The following is a 26,418-nucleotide window of genomic DNA, read 5'->3' as shown; positions in this document are numbered from 1 at the left end:
AAATGTTTAAATACATAGGTAGAAAAGTGAAAAGTTTGTTAATGGATCAGGGAAATTTGAATTCTGAAGATTCTGGGAAAATAACTAACAAAACAGAAAATGATAACCAAAATAAAGAGAAAATATCAGATAAATTGGAAGTAAATATAAATAATTTTGAAAAAATTTTTGGAGAAAGTTTAGATATTATCTATAGGAGATTTTCTTTCGGTGACAATGGAGAGTTCAGTGCAGGACTTATATATGTTGAGGGGTTAAATGAAAATTTTATTATAAATGAAAGTATAATGAAAGCATTTATGTATGATAGCAGGATTGCAAATATTAAAAATATGAAAGCAAATATAGATTTTATAGAAAAAAATATGTTGTCAGTAGCTCATTCAAAAAGAACGAGTTTCCAGCAGGAAATAATTGATGCCTGCTTATCAGGCGAAACCATATTTATGATAGATGGTTCAGAGGAGGCTCTTATAATCCATTCCGAAGGATGGGAAAACCGTGGTGTGGAGGAAGCTAAGACGGAAGCGGTTGTAAGAGGTCCAAGAGAAGGATTTTCAGAAAATATAGCTACTAATATGGCATTAATAAGACGTAGGATAAAAAGTCCTAATTTAGTTTTTGAATCAATCAGAATAGGAAAACAGACAAGAACCAGTGTATGTATAGCATATTTGAAAGATATAGTCGATCCTCAGTTAATACAGGAAATAAAAGATAGACTTAAAAAAATCAAGATAGATGCAATCTTAGAGTCTGGATATATTGAACAATTAATAGAAGATAACCCTAAGTCAATATTTCCTACCATAGGAAACTCAGAAAAACCTGATGCTGCTTCAGCAAAAATATTAGAAGGAAGAGCTTGTATTTTAGTAGATGGGACGCCTTTTGTACTAACCATGCCCATGCTATTTGTAGAAGGATTCCAAAGTGCAGAAGATTATTATTCTAGGCCATATTTTGCCAGTATGATAAGAATATTAAGGTACTTGTGTTTTTTTATAAGTATCTTTGCTCCAGTAACTTATGTAGTACTGTCGACCTTTCATCAGGAACTTATACCTACCACGCTTCTGTTTACTATGGCAGCTGGAAGAGAAGGAGTACCTTTCCCTGCAGTTGTGGAAGCAGGGCTCATGATAGTTACATTAGAAATTTTAAGAGAAGCGGGAGTTAGATTACCGAGACCAGTAGGTCAGGCGGTAAGTATAGTTGGGGCGTTGGTAATAGGTGAAGCAGCTGTGTCTGCTGGACTTGTAGGTGGATTACTAGTAATAGTTATAGCACTTACTGCTGTGTCAAGCTTCGTGGTTCCAGTATATACAGATGTTATATCTATATTAAGGATAGCATTTTTAATATTAGGAGGGGCCCTTGGAATCTTCGGCTTAGGAATTGGTATACTTATAGTATTTGCACATGCTGTATCTTTAAAGTCTTTTGGAGTACCGTATTTTTCTCCACTAGCTCCACTAGTTAAGGATGATATAAAAGATACACTAATAAGGGCTCCTTTATGGAAAATGAACAAAAGACCTGTAGCAATTGCATCGAAAAATATTTTTAGGCAAGACGAAAATATGAAGCCGAACTTTAATGATAAAGAAGAAAATTAAGTACTTAGTTAAGACATTCTTTTAGCGAAATTTAATCTATATAAATTGTAGGATCCAGTCTCAGTGGATTTTGTAACATACAAAATCATAGTTGAGTCTAGAACTCTATAGTTGATATAGAGGTGAGGTAAGCTTATGAAAAATATAAAAAATACAATTAGGGTAGCCATTTGTATCATACTATCGTTAAGTCTGACTTCCTGTTGGAGCTCAGTGGAGTTAAATAAATTAGGTATAGTAATTGGAGTTGCAATTGATAAATCAAGCAAGGAAGAAGATTTAAATATTACAGCTCAAGTAGGAGTGCCTAAACTTGAAAAGTCTAACTCAGGAGTTGGAGGTAAAGAGCAGTTTACAAATATTAAGGAAAAGGGAAAAAATGTTTCAGATGCTCTTAAAAATATTAGCAGGGAATACAATAGAGTACTTTTCTTTGCACATAATCAAGTAGTTATATTCAACAAAGATTTAGCGCAGCAAGGATTAAGTGAACAATTGGACTTCTTTTTAAGACAAAGAGAGATGAGGCCTTTAACGTGGATGTTGGTAAGTGATGGGGAAGCTGCAAGTATTCTTGAAGCTCATACTAACACACAGGATGACCCAGGAATAAATATAGGCAAATTAATTAAAAATGAAAAAAATGTATCTCAGCTTCCAAGCATAAATTTTAAAGAATTTACGTCACGATTGATGAGCAAAACTACTTCGCCAGTGATACCAATAATAGAAATGAAAACAGTTGATGAGAAAACAAAGGTGCCTTATATAGCAAGTACAGCTGTTTTTAAAAAAGACAAAATGATAGGTGAACTTAATGAAAGTGAATCCATGGGGCTATTATGGGGGATAAACAAGGTAAAGTATGGAACAATATTAGTAAATTCTCCAAATGGAAATGATAAAGTAGCTATAAGGATAATAAGATCAAAGACCCGCATAAAACCTAAGGTAGAAGGCGAGCATATTTATATGAATATATACATTGACGCAGAAGGAGATATATTAGAACAAACATCTTCAGAAGATTTGTCAATTCCTAAAATCATCAAAATTGTTGAGGAAAATGAAAATTTTTATATTGAAAATCAAGTTTTGACTACATGGAATAAAGCTAAAGAAATGAATGCAGATGTATTTGGATTTGGAGATCTGATATATAAATATAAACCTAAGAAGTGGAAGGCAATTGAGAGTAAGTGGGAGGATGAGTTTCAGAAAATAACTGTTAAGGTGGAGGTAGATGCAAAAATAAGAAGAATGGGTAAAATAACGAAACCATCTACTTATCAAGGAAAATAGAAGGACTTTTTATGAGGTGAAGATATGCTTTTTGTAATAATATCTTTCGTAATTATAATATTTATGGAACTTCCAGAATTAATGAAAAAGAGGCAATTTAGAGAGTTGCTAGCTTTTGCGACATTTACTTTGATTGCATTGATTCTAAGTATATTTTATGTTTTAAGAATTCCTATCTTCAATCCAGTAGAGGTTTTTCAATATATAATAAAGGATTTACTTCATTTAAATTATGGATAAATAGAGTTTGGATATAAATATGGTTTAGACTATAATGGGAGAAGTGCTGAGTATGAAGATAGAAAAGGGCATGATATCAAGTTCAGAGTTAATGTTTCTGATAATAGCCTTACTTCAAGGATCTACGCTAACTGCAAGTTTTATAATTGGAGTCACTAAACAAGATACTTGGGTTGTAGTTGTGGTAAGCTTTTTTATACTAGGCTTTTTACTGCAAGTTTATTTTAAGTTAGCTCAGCGTTTTCCAGAAAAAAATATAATAGAGATAAATGATATTACATATGGAACATATCTTGGGAAACTTATATCACTTATTTACATATATCATTTTTGGTTCATAGTAGCCGCAAACTTAAGATTCATTGCTGATTTTTTTTCCACTTTTCTTATGCAGGAAACTGATATTATTGTGTTTATATTGTCCATAGGTATAACTTGTATATATGTAATTAGAAAAGGATTAGAGGTTCTGGCAAGAATGACTCCTTTTTTCACTACTATTACAATAGTAATAGCTATTATGCTAATAATTATGCTTTTTAATCAATATGATATTAAAAATATGTTGCCAATGTTTCAATTTAATTTTATTCAGTTTTTACAAGGGGTAAATGTAATAACTGCAATACCATTTGGAGAGCTTTTGATTTTTCTCATGATATTTCCAAGTGTGAGAGATAAAGAAAATATAAAGAAATATTCTTTTAAAGGGATGTTAATAGGTGGAGCATTTTTCTTAATGGTTATTGTTAGAAATACACTAGCTTTAGGGGTAATAAGTGAATTGGAGCTTCAGTCTTCATTTCAAGTTGCAAAGTTAATAGATATTGCCGATATTATCAGTAGGCTAGAATCTTTAATAGCAGTTGTATTATTATTTAATGTATTTATGAAAATTGCTATATTTTGCTATGGAACTGTATTAAGCTTAGCTCAAATTCTTAAACTTAAAACCTACAAGCATATAGTTTCACCTATAGTTATTATTAGTATAATATTTTCAATTACCATGTATGAATCACCAGTAAATCAAGCTTATACAGCTGCAAATATATATCCAGTTTACGGTTGGATTCCGGAAATATTATTTCCTATGGTATCTCTTATAATAGCTAAAGTTAGAAATTTAAAGGAATAAAAGTAAATCTTTAGTTTACAAATAAAGCAATGAGAGATATAATCATCTTGTAAAACTAATAAAAATTAAATATACCAGATATTTGCTGGGGGTGCCGCAAGGCTGAGAGGGATAATTTATCCTAACTCCATGAACCTGATATGGTTAGGACCATCGTAGGGAAGCAAGGGCTTTATTCGTATATAAGCTTGCTTTTTGCAAGTTTTTTTATTTGGATAAATATGCTGTTAAGCAGTCTTTTGTATTTCTTACAATTGACTGCTTTTTTGTTTTCTTTATCAATTTGTACCAGTTTTAATTAAGATATTTTGCCATAAAAGGTCCTAAAAGTATAGTTGCAACAGATTATTAAATAACTTAAACAAATTATATTTAAGGAGAGATCATTATATGAATTACACAACACAAATGGATGCTGCTAAGAAAGGAATTATAACTAAGGAAATGGGATTAGTTGCAGAGAAGGAAAAACTAGATGTAGAAGTCCTAAGAGGACTTATTGCTGAAGGAAAAGTGGTTATTCCTGCAAACAAGAATCATAAATCTTTAAGTGCGGAAGGAGTGGGACAAGGGCTTCGTACAAAAATAAATGTAAACTTAGGTATATCAAAGGATTGTTGCAATCTCGATGTTGAATTGGAAAAAGTAAGGACTGCAATAAATATGAAAGCGGAAGCAATTATGGATTTATCTAACTATGGAAAAACTGAACACTTAAGAAAAAATATTGTGGATATGTCCACTGCAATGCTTGGAACAGTTCCTATGTATGATGCTATAGGTTTCTATGATAAAGATCTTAAGGATATAACTGTGGATGAATTTTTTAATGTAGTGGAAAAGCATGGAGAAGATGGAGTGGATTTTGTCACAATTCATGCAGGGCTAAACAAAGAAACTGCTAAGATAGTAAAAAATAATCCTAGACTTACAAACATAGTTTCAAGAGGAGGTTCATTGCTTTTTGCATGGATGGAACTTAACAAAGCTGAGAATCCATTTTATGAGTACTATGATAGGCTTTTAGATATTTGTGAAAAATATGATATTACAATATCTTTAGGGGATGCTTGTAGACCAGGATCTATAAAGGATGCTACTGATCCAGCACAAATAAAGGAACTGATTACTTTAGGGGAACTTACAAAGAGAGCTTGGGAAAGAAATGTACAAGTTATGATTGAAGGACCTGGACATATGCCGCTAAATGAAATACAAGCTAATATGCTTTTGGAAAAAAAATTATGCCATGGAGCACCTTTCTATGTACTTGGTCCTTTAGTAACTGATGTAGCACCAGGTTATGATCATATAACTTCAGCTATAGGTGGTGCAATTGCAGCTTCTAGTGGTGCAGATTTTTTATGCTATGTTACACCTGCGGAACATTTAAGACTGCCTACATTAGAAGATATGAAAGAAGGAATAATAGCAGCAAAGATAGCAGCTCATGCTGGAGATATCGCAAAAGGAGTGAAAGGGGCGATGGATTGGGACAATGCAATGAGTAAGGCAAGAGCTGATCTAGACTGGGAAAGAATGTTTGAGCTATCCATAGATGAGGAAAAAGCAAGAAGATACAGAAAAGAATCTTCACCTGAAAACCCTGATAGCTGCACAATGTGTGGAAAGATGTGTTCTATGAGAACAATGAAGAAGATATTAAACAATGAAGATTTAAATATTTAATTAAAGCTATGCAACATGAGATTTACGAAATTTTTAAAATAAAGAATTTAATATTTGGAGGTGTGATAAATGCTATTAAATGGAGAAAAGAAAGAGTTTAGAGCAAGCATAACAGTGGCAGAGCTTTTAGATGAACTTAAGATAAATTCAGATAAAGTTGTTGTAGAAGTAGATAGAGTAATTCTTGATAAGAATGAATACGCAGTTAAAAACTTAAGTTCTGAATCTGAGGTAGAATTAATAAGGTTTGTGGGAGGCGGCTAAAATGAAGATATATGTAAATGAGGTACTTAGAGAAGTTGCAGAGGATAGTACAGCTTACACTATAAGAGAAACCTTTAAGACAGATGCAGATATCTTGATATATAACTCCTTTCCATTGAAACAAGACATAAAAGTCAAGGAATTTGATAAGATTGTTTTAATAAAAAGAGGAGAGATACCTTCAAAAGAAGAACTAGAAGCTCTAATGGCAGCAAGACATACTCCTTTCGTTCATGAAAAGCTTAAGAAAGCTAAGGTTGGTATTGCTGGACTTGGAGGTCTTGGGTCCAATGCAGCAGTAGCCTTAGCAAGGATGGGTATAGGAAAGCTTTTACTTATTGATTTTGACATAGTTGAGCCAAGCAATCTAAATAGACAATATTATTTTGTAAGACATATTGGTATGAAGAAAACAGAAGCTATGAAAGACATAATAAATGATTGTAATCCTTTCGTAGATGTTGAAATTAAAGATATTAAGCTTAATGAAAATAATATTGAAGATATTTTTCAAAATGTGGATATAATAATCGAGGCTTTTGATGACCCTTCAGCAAAAGCAACTTTGGTAAGAACAGTTTTAAGTAGTATGAAAGATAAGAAAATCATAGCGGCTTCTGGTGTTTCAGGCTTTTACAGTAGTAATTCTATTATAACTAGAAAACTAAAGGACAACTTTTATATGGTTGGGGATATGGAAACAGAAGCGGCAATAGGCTGTGGGCTTATGGCTTCAAGAGTTGCAGTGGCAGCTAATCATGAAGCCAATGCAGCTGTAAGAATTATCTTAGGGGAGGAAATATAATGGAAGATTTATTAAATATAGGTGGAGTAGAACTTAAAAGCAGACTTTTTGTTGGGACTGGGAAGTACGGTTCAAATAAAATAATACCGGATATAATAAAAGCTAGCGGAACTCAAGTTGTTACTGCAGCTTTACGAAGAGTTAATTTTAGTGATGAAGAAGAAAATATACTAAGTTATATAAAAGACTGCGTCATAATGCCTAACACTTCAGGGGCAAGAAATGCTGAAGAAGCAATAAGGCTTGCAAGAATAGCAAAAGCTGCAGGTTGTGGCAACTGGGTAAAGATAGAGATAATGTCAGATAATAAATATTTGCTCCCAGATAATTATGAAACAATAAAGGCTACAGAAGTTCTAGCTAAAGAAGGTTTTATAGTGCTTCCATATATGAATCCAGATATCATGGATGCTAGAAGAATGGTAAATGCAGGAGCAGCTGCCGTAATGCCTCTTGGAGCTCCTATAGGAAGTAATAGAGGAATCAGAACAAAGGAAATGATACAAATACTTATTGATGAAATAAAAGTTCCAATAGTAGTGGATGCAGGAATCGGTAAGCCATCTGATGCTGCAGAAGCTATGGAAATGGGAGCAGAGGCTGTACTTATAAATACTGCACTTGCTACAGCAGGAGATCCAGTTCTTATGGCTGAAGCTTTTAAACTTGCAGTTGAAGGTGGAAGAAAAGGTTATTTAGCTAAGTTAGGTGCTGAGAGATCTAAGGCTGAAGCATCATCACCATTGACTGGTTTTTTAAGATAGGAAGTGAAATAAATGAGTTTTTATGATATAGCTAAGGAAGTACAAGATTTTAATTTTGATAGCTTTCTTAACGACGTAACAGAGGAGAAAATACAACATATACTTAAAAAAGATAGGATAAGTAAAGAAGATTTTCTATGCTTGCTATCACCAGTAGCTGAAAAATTCTTAGAGCCTATGGCGCAAAAAGCACATAACTTAACTATGAGTAATTTTGGAAAATCGGTAGTTCTGTATACTCCACTATATATTTCGAACTACTGTGTTAATAGATGTGCTTACTGCAGCTATAACTTAGATAACGATATAAATAGGCAAAAGCTTACTATTGATGAGATAGAGAAAGAGTGCAAAATAATATATGAAAGTGGACTTAGACATGTTATCCTTCTTACTGGCGAGTCTAGGTTTCATAGTCCAGTATCATATATAAAAGATGCTGTTAAGATAATGAAAAAGTATTTTAACTCAATAGCAATAGAAATATATCCATTAGAGGAAGATGAATATAGAGAACTTGTAGAAGCTGGAGTAGATGCACTTACCATATATCAAGAAACTTATAACATGGAGGTTTATGACAAGATACATCTTGGAGGGCCTAAAAAAGATTATAAGTTCAGACTTGAAACACCAGAGAGGGCTTGCAAAGCAGGAATAAGGGGCATTGGTGTTGGTGCATTGTATGGACTTACTGATTGGAGAAAGGAAGCTTATCTTTCAGGGTTACATGCAAAATATATTGAAGATAATTTTCCTCATATGGAGATGAATATCTCTATTCCAAGAATAAGACCTCATGCAGGAAGCTTCACTGACTTATATGAGATTAGTGATAGAAATCTAGTTCAGATAATGCTTGCTTCTAAGCTATTCCTTCCTAGAGCGGGTATAAATATGACGACTAGAGAAAGCGCAGAGTTTAGAGATAACCTTATCCCCCTAGGCGTAACAAAGATGTCTGCTGGAGTGTCCACTGAAATAGGAGGACATACAAAGGAGAAGGAAAACAAAGGTGATGGTCAGTTTGAAATCTCTGACACAAGAACAGTAGAAGAGATAAAGAGCATGCTTTTATCAAAAGGGTATTGTGCAGTCTTGAAGGATTGGGAATAAATTTATGAATAAAGCTATAGAGCACTATGAAGATAAAGATGTAAGAATAATTAAAAATAAACACTCAAGTGTGTCTGTTAAAACAGGAATGAATAAAGGAATTTATATTATTACTAATAGAAAGCTAATTGAAGAAAGAACTCTTACAGAAGTTATTGAAAGCAGTGTAAAAGGTGGGGCTGTAGCGGTAATATTACGCGAAAAAGACCTAGATGCAGATAGTCTTATGGAACTTGCAATTAAATTAAAAGAAAAAGTAAGTAGAAGCACATCATTATTTATAATTAATGGAAGTTATGAAGTAGCAAAGACTGTTGGTGCTGATGGACTACATTTAAGCTTTAATAATTTTATGAGTTTTCAGGAAGAGTTTAATGGATTTTTAGGTGTCTCTGTACATTCTCTTGAAGAGGCTATATTAGCTGAGCAAAAGGGTGCCAGTTATTTAATAGCTGGACATATATTTGAAACCTCTTGTAAGGAAGGTATGAAAGGAAGGGGCTTAGATTTTTTAAGCAAGATTTGTGAAAGTGTAACAATACCTGTGATAGCGATAGGTGGAATAAGCGAACATAACATAAGTAATATAATGAAATGTGGTGCTTATGGTGCTGCTGTAATGTCATCTGTAATGCAAAGTGAAGATCCAGAAAGCTATATATGTAAATTAAGATATAAGTCAAATTTATAGATAGTAGAAATACCTTCAAAACTGTTTTTATATAACAGATTTGAAGGTGTTTTTATACTACATCATCTCTTTGGACAACTTCAGGAAAGCTTTTAAAGCAGGGGAGAGCCACTTATCTTTATGATAAAGTACCTGAGATACTATACCAAAATCAGGACCTGCCCAATTTAAAGGAACTAATCTTCCTTGATTTAATTCGTCCTCTACAGCCACCTTTGGTAAAAGTGTTATTCCGAGTCCGCTCATAGTAAACTGTTTTATAGCTTGAACACTTCCAGTTTCTAAAACTACATTTGCTTTTAGATTATAGCTGTTTAGAATGTTTTCAAACACAGCTCTATAACTGCAGCCCAGTTCAGTTAATATAAGAGATTCTTTTGCAATGTCTTCTGGCAAGATTTCATTTTTTTCTAATAGAGGATGACCTGGTGCTGTTAAAAGAAGCATTGGCTCATCGAAGGATATTTCAGTTATAAAATCACTAGCTTCTATCCTGGTTCCTAAAGAAAATGCAACATCAATAAAGTTGTCACGAAGAAAATGTCTAAAGTCCGTGCAGTTGCCAAACTTCATAGATACTTCCACATTAGGATAAAGTTTTCGATATTCCTTTAATATTTCTGGAAGTCTGAGTACGCATAGAGACTCCGCAGCACCTATAGTAAGTACTCCGCTTGGAACATCTTCACTGGTTAAAACATTTTTTATCTCTGAAGAAAGCTTAAGCATCTGTTTGGCATAAGGCAGTAGTTTTTTTCCTTGATGTGTTAAGGTTATATTTTTACCTATTCTTTCGAAAAGTTTTACACCGAGTTCACTTTCTAAAAGTTTAATTTGGGTTGTTATAGTGGATTGGGCATAGCCTAAGGAATCAGCAGCTTGAGTAAAGCTTTGTAATTTGCATATAGTAATAAAGGAATTGAGCTGTTTTAAGTCCATAATATCATCTCCATCCAAATTTATAATGTTAACCATTTAATTTCAACAGTAATCTTAAACATAGCCCCAAATATAGATTTAATTATAGAAATTTTCATCTATACAATGAGCATAAGATAATAATGAGTTATAAAATATAATATGGTATTATCAAAAAAATTGAACATATCAATCAAAACTTTCAATTTTACTAATGTATATGGCCATGATACCATATATTTAGATAAAACTATATGGGGAAATATAAATAAAATAAGATAATTAAAATTAGGAGTGAATGATATGAGTGATAAGTTAAGAGTAGGGCTTATAGGTGGAACTGGAATGGTAGGGCAAAGATTAACTTTACTATTGGATAAGCATCCATGGTTTGAAGTTAAAGTTATAGCTGCTAGTGGAAGATCCGCTGGATTGACTTATGAAGAGGCAGTTAAGAATAGATGGAAGATGGCAAAACCTATTCCTGAAATTTTAAAAAATATAGTGGTAAAAGATGGAGTAGCTGTAGAAGAAATATCTAAAGAAGTTGATTTTGTTTTCTGTGCTGTATCTCTTAATAAAGATAAAACAAAGAAACTTGAAGAATTATATGCAAAACATGAGATTCCAGTAGTTTCATGTAATTCAGCCAACAGAATGGTAGAAGATGTTCCTATGGTTATCCCTGAAATAAACGGAGAGCATATAGAAATAATTAATAGCCAAAGAAAAAGACTTGGAACTAACAAAGGATTTATAGCAGTAAAGCCTAACTGCTCAATTCAAAGTTATGTACCAGCAATAAGTGCCTTAGCTGAATTCAAACCTAAAAGCATATTAGCGTGTACCTACCAAGCGATTTCAGGAGCAGGAAAGAATTTTGAAGATTGGCCAGAAATGTTAGACAATGTTATCCCATATATAGGGGGAGAAGAGGAAAAGAGTGAGACTGAACCATTAAAAATATGGGGGAAAGTTAAAGACAATAAGATAGAGCACGTTAAAGAACCAATAATAACAACTCAATGTATTAGAGTGCCGGTTACAGATGGTCATTTAGCAGCTGTTTTTGTAAGCTTTGAAAGTAAACCATCAAAAGAAGAAATAATAAAACTGTGGGAAACCTTTAATATACCAGAATCAGTGAAAAACCTTCCAAGTGCTCCTAAGAGGTTTCTTAAATATTTTGAGGAAACTGATAGACCGCAAACAAAGCTTGATAGAAACTTTGAGAATGGAATGGGAATAACCATGGGAAGACTTAGAGAAGATAAAGTGTACGATTATAAGTTTGTTTGTATTTCTCATAATACCTTGAGAGGTGCAGCTGGTGGAGCAGTATTAATCGCAGAACTTCTAAAAGCTCAAGGATATTTATACTAAAAAGTCAAGATAGATATTTAGCCTAGGATGTGGTTCTCCTAGGCTAAATTTATTAGTTGCAAGAAACCTGTTTTAGTTTTTTCATCTTAAAGTGTGCAAATAGTAACGTAATGACAGGTATTATAACTTGAAAAGGAAAAGCATAGTATTTGTAAACATGTACTGCCCAATATTGCATTTCCATAGTACTGTCATAAATATTATAGGCTAAGTAACTCATCAATAATCCGGTTTGAATTATTAAGGATTTATAATCTTTAAGTCCAAAAAGTTTACTAATTCCATTGCTTGTAGCTATTAGACAAAAGCTAACCTTTATGAATATTGCACTTACAAAAACTATTGCTACTGAAACCTCCACACGTTGGATGAAGTCTCCTAAATGTATCCTGCTTATAGCAACATAAGAAGGAAAATATAGGAGGCCTAATGTACTTGGACCTAATATCATTATATTCCGCATTGATATATATATAATGTAAATTGAAGCAATGATGACTCCTTTAATAAGCACTTTATAAGAAGAATTTTTTTTCTCTAAGCAAGAAAAAACCCCTGTCAAAACAATTACTTCAGCAAAGGGGAATGAAAAAGCTGAGAAGGTACCATTTAAGAAAGCACTAATTTCTACACCCAAAAAAGGTTTTAAATAATGAAATCTCATTTGGGATATTGATAAGCTTGCAATTATAAATACAAAAATTATGCAAATTATTAAGAGGATTCTTGAAGTCCTGGCCATAACTTCTACTCCATGAGTTGAGCTCCATATACATAATAAGGATATACCCATTATGGGTAGTAGTATTGGTGTTTCTGGTAAAGCTAGAGTATTCATGAATTCTGCGAAGTTACGAATAACCAATGCTCCCAAGTGGAAAAAATACCATATATATAATATGCAAATAAATTTACCTACATACTTTCCATACAGCAATAGAAATATATCAAATATATCTTTTTTGGGAAATAGGGATAAAAGTCTACAATATACTAACAGCAGAGGTATTACTAAGATAGTTGCAGCTATAATAGCAAGCCAGCTGCTATTTTTTGCTTCTCCTGCAGCACCAAGTATCATGGTACTGCCAAATACAAATAACATAACTGTATTAAGAGCAAGTTTATCACTAATAACTTCATTTTCCATAAATGACCACCTGTATAATTATTTTTGTAACATAAATTTTAAAAAATTTTCTATTGGCTTGGAAGGGCTAAAAATATCTATTTTAAGAGCTAATGACACAGCTATAATAAAGGATAAAATACACATTAAGCTGCTTATATAAAAATCTTTCTTAAGCCCCTGCTTAAATAGATTGACCTGATCTACTAAAATAATTACTATGTAAAACAAAATAACTACTATCAACATATTAATCACCTATTTCTATCGGTTTAGAGGTAGTAGCACTGTTCTTTATCTTAATTTTAGAAGTAACGGATACTGGTATATCTTTGAAATTATCGCTCCAGGATGTGGATAGTTTTTTCCAAGCCTTTGGCATATCTTCCCGTACTTTTGTTCCAAAACCCAATATATCACTACCGTATTCTTCTTGAACTTTCCTTATAGAACTATATATAGAGTTTTCAAGAGCTAAAGAAGCATTTCTTTCTATTTGTTTTCTCTGTTCCTCTTTATAAAATTCAATTAAAGGTTGATCTTCAGCGAGAGCTACTACAGTTTCTGTCATAATATTAATATTAAGAGAATCACCTTTTAAAACAGGCTTTATTTTAGTTTTACTATGGAAGATTTCTAATGTAAGTGGTTTTTGATTTTCGGTATATACTAGCAAAAGACCACCTTTGATTTGATTAGTGGCGAAGAGTAAATACTTAGTTTCAGTTCCTTCAATTATTCCAATTAAAGCATCTTTTTTGAATACAGCGATTCCATCTATACTTGGAGTTGGGGAGCCAGATTGCCTGTTTAGTAAGACTCTTGGAACAGTAGCACTTCTCCCTTGCTGTATTAAGCTATCAGCAAAGTCCCAAAGATCAAGTATAGGGGCTCTAGAGGCAAGTTTTTGATTTTTTAATTGATTAGCGAGTTCTAATGACATAATCTTACCAGAGGTTGGTGAAGCAGTAATTATTTCCTTAGCGGTTTTTTCACTGGAAACTAATAGATACATATCTGATCTAGTTTCTGCATCTCTAATAAACCAGTCAACAATGTCTCCAAGGCCCTCTCTTGCTAGAGAAGTGCTTACTATTATGCACTTAGCATGGCTCCAGTAAAGCTTTCTATCAGAAATGGTAATCATGTTTCTAGCTATATCAAAAATAGAATCACCAGTGAGAGTAATATATCTTGGAACTGATTTTGAATCTTTACCACTTTCAATATCGATAATTTCAGCTGTCATTTCATATTGTTTGCTAGTTTGACTTCTATCAATAGCTACTCCAGCAACTATAGCCATACTTTCTATCTCTCTATAGTTCCAACAGCCTGTCAAATTAAAAGTAGTAATTAGTATTAGTAAGATTGAAATAGCTTTTGAGATTTTCATTATATCACCTATTTTTTCCTTTAATACGACCTTTTACAGAAATCTTGTAATTGTGTAAGCTTAGATACCACCAAGGAGCTCTTATAGTTGAATCGGATATAGATTTAGAATCAAAAGATCCTACTGTATTCATATAGTGAACTCCAAAAGAACGCAAATTCATGAGATAGACAATAAATCCTATTACACCAAAGAGGTAACCATAAATGCCTAAAAAAGCTGATAAAAAAAGAAAGATAAATCTTAGAAATATGGTAGCACCAACTATCTTTATATTTAGTAGTCCTACTATTCCTGTTATGGCTACAATTATAACCATAGGTGCACTTACAAGCCTAGCATCTACTGCTGCTTGACCTAATACTAGCGCGCCAACTATACTTATAGCTTCTCCTAAATCAGAGGGTAACCTTGTTCCAGCTTCTCTTAAAACCTCGAAACTAAAAATCATTAATATAGCCTCAACAATTGTTGGTAGAGGCACATTTTCTCTAGCTGCATAAATACTGAGTAATAAGTTGGTAGGGATCATTTCTTGGTTGTAGGTCACTATGGATATATATAGTGCTGGAACACTTACTGTAAATATGAAACCAATTATTCTTATAATACGATTGAAAGACATAAAAAAGTAATTGTTATAATAATCCTCACCAGTTTGAAAATACTCGATGAATAAAAAAGGAACAGTTAATGCAAAAGGAGTTCCATCCACTAATATAGCAACACGGCCTTCAAGAATTTTTCCAACTACAACATCTGGTCTTTCTGTGCTTCCAACAGTCTCAAAAAGAGATAATGGGGCATCCTGTATCATTTCTTGGATATATTCAGAATCAAGTAAACTGTCAATATTGATTTGATCTAATCTAGTAATCAATTCATTTAATATCTTGTCTTGAACCTTACCTTCTATATAACATAAGCATATAGTTGTATTGGTTTCTGCACCTAGTTGTCTAAATTGGAATTTCAAATTAGTACTTTTAGCTCTTCGTCTTATTAATGATAAGTTAATGATTAGACTTTCAGTAAATCCTTCCTTTGATCCTCTCAGAGCCTTTTCAGAGGTAGGTTCAGTTATTGCTCTAACCTTAAAATCTTTTGAAGCAATTATAAGGGCGGATGAGGAGTGGTCTACTAGAAGTATAGTATCACCACCTATAATACAATTTACGATTTCATATATATCTGTAGATTCTTTTACATCGCTAGAAGGTATAATCTGATTCATTAGTTTATGAAAGATATTATCTGTATTATCTCTAGAAAGATCAGCATTCAAAATAGGTTTTATAATATTTTCACTTATATAATCATCGTTTATCATTCCATCAATAAAGATAGTAGAACATCTTATACTGCTTTGGTATTGATTTTGAATATTTCGTATCCTAAAGGTATCATCCTTTTTAAATATTTCTTTAAATAATTCAATATTTGAATCAATTGAATTTGAAAGCTTTTTGTTATATTCAGCTTTTGATGGATTTTGTTTTTTTGGACTATCATTTATATTCAATAATGTGACACTTCCTTCTAAGGTTCACTCTATGTAATTCCAAGAACCTTCTGTAAATATGGTAAATACAGAAAATCAACGGACATTGATGAAAAAATATATAACTATTGTTTCTATATAAGTTTTTATTTATTCATATTAAAATCAGTATGTAATGAGTTCAATATAGTTAATTTAAGGATTAGATAATACAAAAACTTTTGTCTTACAGTTTTGTAAGACAGAGAACTATTTTGTAAGCGTACTGATATAGAGCAGAAAACTAATAATGGATATAATTAGAACATGATAAGAGATATTGATTTATAAAAAGTTAAGGGAGAGATTTTTAAATGGAAATATTGAAGGTTGAAAGTTTAAATAAAACCTATGGAAAAGGGGATAACAGGGTAGATGCTTTAAAGAATGTAAGTTTATCTATTAATAAAGGTGAGTTTGTAGCAATAGTAGGGGCTTCAGGCTCAGGAAAGAGTACATTGTTACATCTTCTAGGCGGTTTAGATATACCAACTAGTGGAAGAGTAGTGATTGATGGAGAAAGTATATATGACTATAAAGAAGAAAAGCTAGCTATATTTAGGAGGAGAAAGATAGGATTTATATTTCAGTTCTTCAACTTAATACCTGTGCTTGATGTAGAAGAAAATATTTCCCTGCCAGCACTTTTAGATAATGAAAAGGTTGATAAGAATTATTTAGCTGAAATTGTTGAGATTTTGGGACTAACAGATAGAAGAGGGCACTTGCCTTCAGAGCTTTCTGGAGGTCAGCAGCAAAGAGTGTCTATTGGAAGAGCTCTTTTAAATAAACCTTCAATAATACTAGCAGATGAACCTACAGGAAATCTTGATAGTAGAAATTCTAAAGAGGTTATAGAACTTTTAAGATTCACTGCGAGAAAATATAACCAGACTTTGATACTTATAACTCATGATGTAAATATAGCAACTATGGCTGATAGAGTTATTACTATTGAAGATGGAATGATAGTTTCAGATAAAACTTTGAAAAGCAAATAATAGTAGAAGAAAGGGGGGAAAGTCATGATAAGTAGCTATAAAGAAATAACTAACCGATACCTAAAAGCTAATAAAAAGAGAGCTTTACTGACCATAATAGGGATAGTTTTGTCGGTGGCATTAATCTCAACAATTGGGTTGTTTTTTAAAGGAATGCAACAGGTTGAACTAGACAATGCGAGAGATAACTATGGGTCTTTCCATGTCATGTATAAAGATGTAACAGACAAGGTTTTTGAACAGGTTGTGAACAATCCTAAGGTGGGCAAGTATGGATATTATAAAGTAGATGAAGAGATAAAATTAAATGACAATATAATTGCAAATAAATTAGTAACTACAAATAAGGCATTAGATTTACTTCCGTTTAAAGTTAAGGAAGGAAGAATGCCTAAAAACGAGCAAGAAGTTGTTGTTGAGAGATGGGCTATTAGCTATATATCAAAGTCGATAAAAGTTGGCGACAAAGTAAATCTTGGCGATAAAGAGTATACGCTTGTAGGAATACTTGAAGATAGCGCTTCTACTCAAGACGGAAATAAAGCAAGAATAATTACAAAGAATGATAATTTATCTAAAGAAGATTCAATACTTTTAGTGCAAGTTAAATCAGGTACAAATCTTAGAAAAGCAGTAAATGAGTTAACAAAGATAGGAGACGAGAAAAAGGTTTCAGAAAATGGACCAGTCTTGAGACTTGAAGGTGCTGGTACAAAAAATGATGGTATGGGAGGATTATTGTCAGCTATAGTCATAATAGTTTCTATTGTAGTAGTTTGTACGGTAGCAGTTATATATAACTCTTTTCAAATTAGTGTTGTTGAAAGAATGAAGGAATTTGGTCTTTTAAGAGCCGTTGGAACTACCCCTAAGCAGATAAGATTTATAGTGCTTAAGGAAGCCACTATACTTGCTTTCATAGCGGTACCGATTGGGTTGATATTTGGACTGATAGCTATAACTATACTATCTTTTGTATTCAAAATGATAGGTAGTGACTCTGTAGTAGCTACGAAGCTAGTAATAAGCCCAATTATTCTAATAGTTAGTTTCATAGTTGGTATTGTATCTGTTTATCTATCCGCGTTATTGCCGGCTATATTTGCGGGAAGAATATCTCCACTTTTAGCTATAAGCAGTAGAAATTCAATAACAAAAGCAAAGATAAAGAAGAGTGAAAATAGAATAATTAAAAAACTTTTTGGTTTTGAAGGAGCTATGGCTGCAAAGAATATAAAGAGAAATAGAAAAAGATATAGAATAACAGTATTTTCTATAGTTATAAGTATAGTGCTTTTTATAACCTTTAGTTCCTTTATGGATATGACGCTTACTGTAACCAATGAGCCTAATGAATCAAGAGATATGCATTTCACAATCTATAATAATGATTACGATGAAAATAAAACTAATATTAGTCTAAGTTCTATGACTGAAGAGGTAAAGAAACTAAACTCTGTAAAGGACGTTTATAAAAATTATAGATATTATTATTTTAAAGCAGCAATCGATAGCAGCAAGGAATTAAAGGAAGTAAAGAATATTGATAATGTATATAAAAGCCTAAGTTATAATGGTAAGGAACAAACCCTAGTAACTTCCTCAGTTCAGCCGTTTGATGATAAATCTTTAGAAGCATCTAAAAAGTACTTAGTTGAAGGAAGTATTGATAAAGATAAATTAGAGAAGGAAAATGGAGTAATCCTAATAAAGAAAGATAAAATATATAATGAAGCAACTAAGAAAAAATATCTAGGACCTATAGCAAATATAAAAGTTGGAGATAAGATTTCAATACAGTATGATGAAATAGCTAATGTTCCAAACCAATCTGAGGCAGAGGTAAAACCAAAGGAATTTGGAGAAGGAAAAGTAGTAACTGTTAAGGTTATGGGAATAGTATCAACTGATCCTTTTGATAATAGTGGTACAGCTAATGGATTAAAGTTTATTACAACAGAAGCGCTTACTAAAAAATTTATAGAGAAGGATAAGATTGAACCAACCTCTCTATTAATAAAAATTAAAGATATAAAGGCAGATAAAACTGCAGAGGAACAAATAGAGAATCTTGCTAAATCTAATAATTCGCTTTACGTATACAATCAAATAAATGGCAACAAAAGAGAGAAAGCAAGTACTCTAATGGTACAAATATTGATATATGGATTCATTACTGTAATTTCTCTTATAAGTTCAGTAAATATAATAAATACCATAACTACAAATATAATTCTAAGAAAGAGAGAATTTGCAGCACTTAAATCTATAGGACTTACTCAAAAAGGACTTAAAAAGATGATTGTGCTGGAAGGTATTTTGTATGCTGTAGCTGGAACAATATATGGCTCCATAATAGGCTGTGGATTGTCATACTTGTTGTATAAGGCTATTGCAGATGTGAGAGAGTTTGCATGGAAGATACCTATTGGTGCTATGATTATATCATTTATTGCAGCATTAATAATTGGGTACTTATCTGTACTTTCTCCACTTTCAAGAATTAAGAAAACTAATTTAATAGAAGCTATAAGAGAGGAATAGAAATACAAATAGGAGGATCTATGAATAAGAAAAATAAAATTTTAATAGGTATGGTTGTAGTTCTGGTCCTAGTAGCTATTGACATTATGAAATTTAGTAGTAGGTATAAAATAGATATTAATAATAAATCAGATAAAACTGTAAATAACTTAGAATTGAGATATAAAGTTAATGGTACAATACAAAGTATTTCACAGTTAGAGCCTAAAAAGTTTTGGGAATATAAGGTGGACACTAGTGAGCTTAAGAGTGAAGATCAAATATTGTTGACATATAAAGATAGTAAAGGCAATTACTATGAGCATTATCTAGTTGGGTATTTAGAAAAAGGTTATAGAGGAAAAGTGAATGTAGTTATAAATAAAATTGATGATGATGGTAAGTTAGATGTGAAGGTAGAATAAGCAAAAGAGTTTGTATTAGTAGGTGCTTATAATATATAGTAAGTTATAAATAAAGGTAGTGGGAGTTTGTCTTACAGATCTGTAAGACAAGCTCCTTTTCTGTAAGTTCCCATTTATAGAGTAAAGTATAGGATAACTATATAATTAAAACATAGATAAAGAGAGTAATTAAAAATAATAAAAGCACATAACAAAGGAGAAATTACTATGAATAAGTTTATGGAAATAATTAAGGTTGTATATCTATGTATAGGATTAATGTTTTTTGCAAAAGAAGTAGTTAACAGTAATTTTAAAGATAATAGTGAAGATTTGCAGAATTATGGTGTTTCTATATAATTGTATATAAAGAATATTATTTAATGAGGTGCATATAATGGCAAGTACACTTCTGTTAGTAGAAGATGATCAGTCGCTGGCTCTTGGTATAGAATTTACACTTAAAGACGAAGGCTATGAAGTATTTAGAGCTTCAACCTTACAAGAAGGTAGAAAACTTTTTAATGATGAAAATGTAGATTTAATAATACTTGATGTGAATTTACCTGATGGAAGCGGATATGAGCTCTGTAAGGAATTAAGAGAAAAAAGTGATATTCCAATCATGTTTTTAACTGCGTTAGATGAAGAAGTAAATGTGGTTTTAGGACTAGAAATTGGCGGGGATGATTATATAACGAAACCTTTTAGAGTGAGAGAGCTTTTATCAAGAGTTAAGGTTCTTCTTAGAAGGTCAAATAAAAATCAGTCATTTGGAAATAAAGTTAGAAGTGGGAATATAGTAATAGATACATCCAGTGCAACAGTTGTGAAGAATGATAAAGATATAGTACTTACGGCTCAGGAATATAAGTTATTATTAATATTTATAAATAATCCAGGAAACTTAATGAAGAGAGATAAAATTTTAGAAGAACTTATAGAAGGGTCAGAAGCTTTTTTTGATGAAAATACTTTAGCTGTATATATTAAAAGGATAAGAGAGAAGATTGAGGATAATCCAAAGGAACCAGAATATATAGTTACCCAGAGAGGCCTTGGCTATAAGTGGAACAAGGAAGTTACTAGTTTAGGGTAGGGAGAATTTAATATGAAGAAGTATTTTTCTAATCCTGAGCTTAAATTAAGCTCAGTTATTATTTTTTTATTAACTATCATATTTTTATTTATAACTTTATTTTTTATAAAGATATATAACAAAAATCTAAAAGATGATTACATAGAGAGTGTGGGGAGCATAGCAGCTAGAGTTATAGATAAGGAGCCTTCATTAGAAAAGGAAATTATTCCTCTTATAACAAAAGAAACTAGTAATGAGGAACGGGAAAAGGGGAAGATGCTTTTAAATAAATACGGGCTTACTGAAAGTTTAGACAATGAGCTATTTCCTTACTTGAATAATGTCACTAAAAAGAATGATTATTCTATGATATTGGTGTTTTTATTGATATCTATTGTATTCTTTGCTCTCAACTATATACAATATACCTTTTTTTATAATAGGATAAGAGGATTAACTCTAGGCGCTAAGAAGGTTATTGAAGGAGAGTATGATATAAGCATTAATGAAAACAAAGAAGGAGATTTTTCTAAACTTGCAGTTTCCTTTAATTCAATGAAGGATATTATAAGAAATAATATAAATGAACTTGAAAAAGAAAAACAGTTCTTGGTTGATTTACTTTCAGATATATCACATCAATTGAAAACCCCACTTTCATCAATGATGGTATATAACGATATACTTTTAAATAAAGATCTGTCTAAAGATCAGAGGCAAAATTTTCTAATAAATAATGAAAATCAGCTAGATAGAATGAATTGGCTTATTCAAAGCATGCTAAAGCTCGCAAAACTAGATGCTAAAGCCATAGAATTTGATAAAGAAAGTCAAAGTCTTAATGAGACCATAAGTGAAGCAATAAATGCCCTTGATACTAAGGCTGATAAAGCTGAAGTGATGATAAATTTTAAAGAGGATAGAGATATATTGTTCTATCATGATAGATTATGGTTAGAAGAAGCTATAATTAATATAGTCAAGAATGGCATAGAGCATGCTCCTAAAGGAGGAACAATTAATATAAGCTTAGAAGAGAATCCAGTGTATAGAAGAATCACAATTGATGATAATGGTGAAGGGATAAGTGAAGAAGATTTACCCAATATCTTTAAAAGATTTTATAAAGCAAAAAACTCCAAAAACAGTGATTCAGTAGGTATTGGATTAGCCTTATCTAAGTCAATAATAGAATCACATAATGGTATTATAGAGGCGAAAAGTAAATTAGGAGTTGGAACAAGATTCATATTAACTTTTCATAGTTATAATTTATAAAGGTCAGCATATCCATGTATTACGACAAGTTTTTATAGAGCTTTTGAACAATGGTTTTAGTAATTTTTATATTAAAAATATGGTTTGTAGTTATGTACAAAAACCTTGTATTTTTTATGGAAATTATATTAAAAAGTTAATAATAATTAACACATTATTATCACAAAAGATATAATTTATTAATAATTATTGTTTATAATAATATCATAGGATTTAGAAATGAATAAGTTAGCAAAATGCCATTAACAAAAGAGCGTTTAATGTTATTGATCCCCTAATAAATAGCAGCTAGATTACCCCGATCTAGTTGCTTTTTAAAATGTTACAGATGCAAAAAGTTTCATTCGAAAATATCTACGAAATAACTCACCTTCAATAAAACACACTTATATTTAACAGGTCAATTAGGAAATTATCTTTAAAGTGCTTATAAAGTTTATGAGAGAATTTATAAAAGTTAATAAAATTGTATATTACTTAATTAATAAAAATGGAGAGGGAATATGAGGAAGCCATCTAAAGGTATTTCTGTTATCTTATTTATTATGGTAGCTTTTTTTTCATTTCAAATTATTAATGTATACCAATACTTTTCTAGCGTAAGATCTACTCTAAAGAATAACTTCAGCATAGATGTGCCGAAACCAAAGCATGAAATCAAAATTATGTCTGATATACAGAGGATGCCAGCAGAAGGAAGAGCGTACTCAGTTTTAGAATATGATGAAAATAACGCTAAAAAACTAAAGGATTTTAGTAAGTGGAAGTTAGTTGATAAAGAAAGTAAAGATGAAGTAAATGAGTTTGTAGATAAGTTTAAAGATTGTCTATCAGTTAATAATAATGAGAAAGTTGAGTTTAATAAATATATTCCGCAAGTACGGGAGAAGACTTTATACTATTTTAAGCCAAATAAAAATGATTACGCAATTTTGCTATTCAATGAAGATGAAAAGAGAATATATGTGTTAGAATATATTGATAGGTTTGAGAAATATAGTATGAGTTTTAAAAATTAGACTATAGGAGTTGTTATAAATGAAGGCTTTAGTAGTTTTTTATTCGCTAGAAGGTGACACTAAGTTTATTGCAGAAACTATTAGCGAAGAGTTAGACGGAGATATAGTTGAAATAAAACCGGTTAAACAAATACCTACAGGTGGATTTAGAAAATATTTATGGGGTGGAAAGCAGGTTATGTTTAAGGATAAACCGGATATTGAACCAATAAATGTAGATTTATATAAATATGAGCTTATCGTTCTAGGAACTCCAGTATGGGCAAGTAGATTTGCACCTGTGTTCAATACATTTCTAGAAAAGTATCAAATTGAAAATAAAAAAATCGCTTTGTTTTGCTGTCATGGTGGAGGAAAAGAAGGAAAGACTTTTGTGGATTTTAAAGAAAAATTAAAAGCAAATGACTTTGTAGGAGAGATCGCCTTCGAAGATCCTTTAAAGAAAGATAAAGAAGATTGTTTATTAAAAGCAAAACAATGGATAAGAGCTATAAAAAAACATTTATAAAAAAAGAATCCCCAATATTACTTTAAATATAAGGTATGTTGGGGATTTTGTATTATTGTAGCATTGATGCCATTTAGCACTTGTTCATATTTATTATTTATTTTGTATGAGTTGTAGATATAGGATAATATTTACAAATAATCCATAATAATTATTGATAATAAAAAAGTATTTTGATAAAATATATACGAACATATGTGCGTGGTGGTGAGATTTTGAAGATTGTTGCTAAAAGTATTGAAATGGTAGCTTGGTTTGATATAAATGGTAAACCTCATCCTGTAAGATTTAAGGTTAATGAAGAGAAAGATTATGTAATTAAAATTGATAGGATAATTAAATCGTATAAGGAACGAATAGCAGGAAATGATATGCTTATTTTCATTTGTCAAAGCTCAATTGCAGGCGATGAAAGATTATATGAGATTAAGTACGAAATGTGCACTTGTAAATGGATGTTGTTTAAGTTTTGATTTTGAAATTTATTGGAATATAAAGGGTCTAGGGAAAACCCCTAGACCTATTGAAAATATAAATTGTTTATTCTGAAAAACTGCTCTTTGTGATTAAAGCATCAAGATAGCCTTTAAGATCGTCATCTTCCAAGTTTCCTTTTGAGAAACGTAAAAATACTAAAGCTAATACTGCTATTGCATAATTATCTACTTTAACTGTTACTTTATTTCTATTGTTACCTATATCACCGAAAGTAACGCTATCAGTTTCATAGTCAGATTGGCCTTGAAGTTGTTTTTGGTCTTGATCCTGAAGTTGTCTTTGATCTTGATCTTGAAGTTGTTTTTGAAGTTGTTTTTGATCTTGAAGTTGTTTCTGTAATTGAGCTTGTTCCTGAAGTTGTTTCTGCAATTGAGCTTCGAATTGTTCTTGTTTTTGTATTAGTATTTGAAGTAATTCATATACATCTGAAGGGGTCTTTTGTTTATCATTATTACTATATGCCATTATTTACACCTCATAATTTTATCATATTGTTTGAAGTTTATTAGTTGTAATAGTTGTAATAGTAGTATAGTTGTCCATTATAGCAGCGTATAAATGAAAGTTATTTACACGGCACTAATAAACTTGCTTAAAAGCCTCATATAAATAAGCCTTATAGTATAATATATGTTTGAATTTATAATATGTTCTTAGAAATTTAAACATATAGATTAATTAAAGTTTTATGAAAAATTTTTAAGAGATAAAAATATTAGATATATTTAAGAAAAGATTTTTATACATTTTTTAGAAAGGTTGATTTGTTTTTTTATAAACATTGGCTAAATTTAAATTAACTATAAGACTTAGATGGAAGATAAAGATGTTATTTGTAATAATGGATAAAGATAAATTAGTTTCCAATAGATATATATAATAAGAATCCTTATTCTGAGCAATATATTAGTGTAATAAAAATTAATTATGTTAAGGAGGAAATTATCATGGCAAGCAGAGGAAATAGAATTTTAGTTCCAGAAGCAAAAGATAAATTAAGTCAATTTAAGTTTGAGACAGCAAGAGAACTAGGTGTTAACTTAACTGAAGGCTACAATGGTAACTTGACTTCAAGAGAAAATGGTTCAGTAGGCGGATACATGGTTAAGAAAATTATAGAAAGCTATGAAAATGGTCTTAAATAGTAATTCTTTATAAGCTTTGCTATATAAAGAATTAGAATAAGAATGTATTTACATATCTTGGTGATATATAGTTACAAGCTAAAAAGTAAAGCAGTTCCTAGTTGGAGCTGCTTTATTGCTGTATAGGAAAGTATAAAGTTTTCATCACTGCTAATACGAAATATTTTAATGTTCTTTGAAATTTTTAAATAAAAAGATCTTTTGTAAAATATTGGAAGGAATTTTACAATGTGTATAGAAATAATTATATAAATATATATGTTTTTAAGGAGTGGGTGAAGTGATAATAATAGCTTTAATATCAATAGGGGCTTTGATAAAGAGTATATCAATGTATCTAAATTCTTCTGAGGTTAAAAATATGAATGCAAATAACTTGAATATTAGAGTAAATAAACTATACTGTATTTATGGAATTGTTCTTATTTCATTTTCTACTTTAATATCCCTTTTAGGTAGCTATATAAATGTTGCAAAGGAAAATATTTTTATTACATTGTTGTCTACAATACTTCTTTGTGTAGGATCGTATATGGTGTTGTATTGGAAAAATGTTGATATAAATATAACTGATAAAGAAATACAATATATAAATATATTTAAAACAACAGAAGTTATAAAATGGGATGAAGTAACTGATATTAGATTTAGTTATAGAACAAGAGAATTAATTATGGAGGTATACGACATAAAGATAAAGATAGATATTTCAAATTCATCAATAGAGGCCTTCTTAGATATTATGAAGCAAAATCTAAGTCAATACTTTTATAATGATGCTCTAGAAAAAGTTCTAAAACATAAAAAGGTTATGCAGCTTAATTAAAATATATTTTAGTAAATGACAGTCTTAATAAAATATTAGCAATACTTTGTTAAAAAGAAAGTGTCTATAATAAAAAGGCACTTTTTATTTTTTGCTGCAATTGATAGCCGAACTATTAAGCTTTTACGTGAATTAAATCAA

General features: G+C 31.1%; 27 protein-coding genes and 1 riboswitch. Of the genes, 22 read left to right on the top strand and 5 right to left on the bottom strand.

What is annotated here, in order from left to right; all coding sequences use genetic code 11:
- Positions 1–2 precede the first annotated feature (2 nt).
- From J3477_RS09045 to J3477_RS09000, 10 genes are all read left to right on the top strand, one after another.
- A complete protein-coding gene (locus J3477_RS09045; RefSeq protein ID WP_206869464.1) occupies positions 3–1,619 on the top strand; it encodes a spore germination protein in 1,617 nt (538 codons plus the stop codon).
- 135 nt (positions 1,620–1,754) lie between these two features.
- Positions 1,755–2,921, top strand: a complete 1,167-nt coding sequence (locus tag J3477_RS09040) for a Ger(x)C family spore germination protein (protein WP_206869461.1) — start codon at positions 1,755–1,757, stop codon at positions 2,919–2,921.
- A gap of 24 nt (positions 2,922–2,945) precedes the next feature.
- Positions 2,946–3,161: a hypothetical protein gene (locus J3477_RS09035; RefSeq protein WP_206869459.1), complete on the top strand. Its 216-nt coding sequence runs from the start codon at positions 2,946–2,948 to the stop codon at positions 3,159–3,161.
- A gap of 52 nt (positions 3,162–3,213) precedes the next feature.
- Positions 3,214–4,299 carry a GerAB/ArcD/ProY family transporter gene (locus J3477_RS09030; protein ID WP_206869457.1) on the top strand — a complete coding sequence of 362 codons (1,086 nt, stop codon included), beginning with the start codon at positions 3,214–3,216 and terminating at the stop codon, positions 4,297–4,299.
- 77 nt (positions 4,300–4,376) lie between these two features.
- A riboswitch (TPP riboswitch) is annotated at positions 4,377–4,478 on the top strand.
- 211 nt (positions 4,479–4,689) lie between these two features.
- Complete coding sequence (gene thiC / locus J3477_RS09025) at positions 4,690–5,988, top strand: phosphomethylpyrimidine synthase ThiC (RefSeq protein WP_206869454.1); 1,299 nt, start codon at positions 4,690–4,692, stop codon at positions 5,986–5,988.
- 69 nt (positions 5,989–6,057) lie between these two features.
- On the top strand, positions 6,058–6,252 hold the full coding sequence (gene thiS / locus J3477_RS09020; protein ID WP_206869453.1) for a sulfur carrier protein ThiS: 195 nt from the start codon (positions 6,058–6,060) through the stop codon (positions 6,250–6,252).
- 1 nt (position 6,253) lies between these two features.
- Entirely contained in the window at positions 6,254–7,057 is an 804-nt protein-coding gene (gene thiF / locus J3477_RS09015; protein WP_206869452.1) for a sulfur carrier protein ThiS adenylyltransferase ThiF, read from the top strand.
- Positions 7,057–7,821 (top strand): thiazole synthase, encoded by a 765-nt coding sequence (locus J3477_RS09010; RefSeq protein WP_206869450.1) that lies wholly within the window; start codon positions 7,057–7,059, stop codon positions 7,819–7,821. The genes thiF and J3477_RS09010 overlap by 1 nt, the downstream gene beginning before the upstream one ends.
- A 12-nt stretch (positions 7,822–7,833) precedes the next feature.
- Positions 7,834–8,937 carry a 2-iminoacetate synthase ThiH gene (gene thiH / locus J3477_RS09005; RefSeq protein WP_206869448.1) on the top strand — a complete coding sequence of 368 codons (1,104 nt, stop codon included), beginning with the start codon at positions 7,834–7,836 and terminating at the stop codon, positions 8,935–8,937.
- A gap of 4 nt (positions 8,938–8,941) precedes the next feature.
- Positions 8,942–9,628: a thiamine phosphate synthase gene (locus J3477_RS09000; protein WP_228731237.1), complete on the top strand. Its 687-nt coding sequence runs from the start codon at positions 8,942–8,944 to the stop codon at positions 9,626–9,628.
- 57 nt (positions 9,629–9,685) lie between these two features.
- Here the strand turns inward: J3477_RS09000 and J3477_RS08995 are convergent, their stop codons facing one another.
- The gene (locus tag J3477_RS08995; RefSeq protein WP_206869441.1) at positions 9,686–10,567 is read right to left on the bottom strand and encodes a LysR family transcriptional regulator; all 882 of its coding nucleotides are present in this window, start codon (positions 10,565–10,567) and stop codon (positions 9,686–9,688) included.
- A 282-nt stretch (positions 10,568–10,849) separates the two neighbouring features.
- On the opposite strand from J3477_RS08995, the gene asd reads away from it, so the two are divergent.
- Positions 10,850–11,929: an aspartate-semialdehyde dehydrogenase gene (asd, locus tag J3477_RS08990; protein ID WP_206869438.1), complete on the top strand. Its 1,080-nt coding sequence runs from the start codon at positions 10,850–10,852 to the stop codon at positions 11,927–11,929.
- Between the two features lie 52 nt (positions 11,930–11,981).
- Here the strand turns inward: asd and J3477_RS08985 are convergent, their stop codons facing one another.
- The 3 genes from J3477_RS08985 to J3477_RS08975 form a co-directional block, all read right to left on the bottom strand.
- Complete coding sequence (locus J3477_RS08985; protein WP_206869436.1) at positions 11,982–13,079, bottom strand: GerAB/ArcD/ProY family transporter; 1,098 nt, start codon at positions 13,077–13,079, stop codon at positions 11,982–11,984.
- Positions 13,080–13,308: 229 nt separating this feature from the next.
- Positions 13,309–14,454: a Ger(x)C family spore germination protein gene (locus J3477_RS08980; RefSeq protein WP_206869435.1), complete on the bottom strand. Its 1,146-nt coding sequence runs from the start codon at positions 14,452–14,454 to the stop codon at positions 13,309–13,311.
- Between the two features lie 4 nt (positions 14,455–14,458).
- Positions 14,459–15,976 carry a spore germination protein gene (locus J3477_RS08975; RefSeq protein WP_228731236.1) on the bottom strand — a complete coding sequence of 506 codons (1,518 nt, stop codon included), beginning with the start codon at positions 15,974–15,976 and terminating at the stop codon, positions 14,459–14,461.
- A gap of 332 nt (positions 15,977–16,308) precedes the next feature.
- Between J3477_RS08975 and J3477_RS08970 the strand changes: the two genes are divergently transcribed.
- The 9 genes from J3477_RS08970 to J3477_RS08935 all read left to right on the top strand — a co-directional run bounded on the left by J3477_RS08970 (position 16,309) and on the right by J3477_RS08935 (position 24,281).
- Positions 16,309–16,995, top strand: coding sequence for an ABC transporter ATP-binding protein (locus J3477_RS08970; protein ID WP_206869434.1), 687 nt, complete (start codon positions 16,309–16,311; stop codon positions 16,993–16,995).
- 24 nt (positions 16,996–17,019) lie between these two features.
- Entirely contained in the window at positions 17,020–19,539 is a 2,520-nt protein-coding gene (locus J3477_RS08965) for an ABC transporter permease (protein WP_206869432.1), read from the top strand.
- 20 nt (positions 19,540–19,559) lie between these two features.
- A complete protein-coding gene (locus J3477_RS08960; protein WP_206869430.1) occupies positions 19,560–19,943 on the top strand; it encodes a hypothetical protein in 384 nt (127 codons plus the stop codon).
- Between the two features lie 207 nt (positions 19,944–20,150).
- On the top strand, positions 20,151–20,282 hold the full coding sequence (locus J3477_RS26285) for a hypothetical protein (RefSeq protein WP_284691987.1): 132 nt from the start codon (positions 20,151–20,153) through the stop codon (positions 20,280–20,282).
- A 37-nt stretch (positions 20,283–20,319) separates the two neighbouring features.
- The gene (locus J3477_RS08955) at positions 20,320–21,021 is read left to right on the top strand and encodes a response regulator transcription factor (protein ID WP_206869428.1); all 702 of its coding nucleotides are present in this window, start codon (positions 20,320–20,322) and stop codon (positions 21,019–21,021) included.
- A 12-nt stretch (positions 21,022–21,033) separates the two neighbouring features.
- Positions 21,034–22,281, top strand: a complete 1,248-nt coding sequence (locus tag J3477_RS08950) for a sensor histidine kinase (protein WP_206869427.1) — start codon at positions 21,034–21,036, stop codon at positions 22,279–22,281.
- Positions 22,282–22,784: 503 nt separating this feature from the next.
- Positions 22,785–23,300: a hypothetical protein gene (locus J3477_RS08945; RefSeq protein WP_206869425.1), complete on the top strand. Its 516-nt coding sequence runs from the start codon at positions 22,785–22,787 to the stop codon at positions 23,298–23,300.
- Between the two features lie 19 nt (positions 23,301–23,319).
- Entirely contained in the window at positions 23,320–23,808 is a 489-nt protein-coding gene (locus J3477_RS08940; protein WP_206869422.1) for a flavodoxin family protein, read from the top strand.
- A gap of 215 nt (positions 23,809–24,023) precedes the next feature.
- Positions 24,024–24,281, top strand: a complete 258-nt coding sequence (locus tag J3477_RS08935) for a hypothetical protein (RefSeq protein ID WP_206869420.1) — start codon at positions 24,024–24,026, stop codon at positions 24,279–24,281.
- Between the two features lie 67 nt (positions 24,282–24,348).
- Here the strand turns inward: J3477_RS08935 and J3477_RS08930 are convergent, their stop codons facing one another.
- The gene (locus J3477_RS08930; protein ID WP_206869418.1) at positions 24,349–24,771 is read right to left on the bottom strand and encodes a hypothetical protein; all 423 of its coding nucleotides are present in this window, start codon (positions 24,769–24,771) and stop codon (positions 24,349–24,351) included.
- A 482-nt stretch (positions 24,772–25,253) separates the two neighbouring features.
- Between J3477_RS08930 and J3477_RS08925 the strand changes: the two genes are divergently transcribed.
- Together J3477_RS08925 and J3477_RS08920 are read left to right on the top strand one after the other, a co-directional pair.
- On the top strand, positions 25,254–25,451 hold the full coding sequence (locus tag J3477_RS08925; RefSeq protein WP_183278749.1) for an alpha/beta-type small acid-soluble spore protein: 198 nt from the start codon (positions 25,254–25,256) through the stop codon (positions 25,449–25,451).
- Positions 25,452–25,731: 280 nt separating this feature from the next.
- Positions 25,732–26,277 carry a hypothetical protein gene (locus tag J3477_RS08920; RefSeq protein WP_206869417.1) on the top strand — a complete coding sequence of 182 codons (546 nt, stop codon included), beginning with the start codon at positions 25,732–25,734 and terminating at the stop codon, positions 26,275–26,277.
- The last annotated feature ends 141 nt before the right edge of the window (positions 26,278–26,418 follow it).

Origin of the sequence: Clostridium zeae, from assembly GCF_017312485.1 — a bacterium.
In the GTDB taxonomy this organism is placed as follows: Bacteria; Bacillota; Clostridia; order Clostridiales; family Clostridiaceae; genus Clostridium_AR; species Clostridium_AR zeae.
The sequence above is the reverse complement of the archived record's forward strand: the minus strand, read 5'-3'. Positions and strand labels throughout refer to the sequence as shown.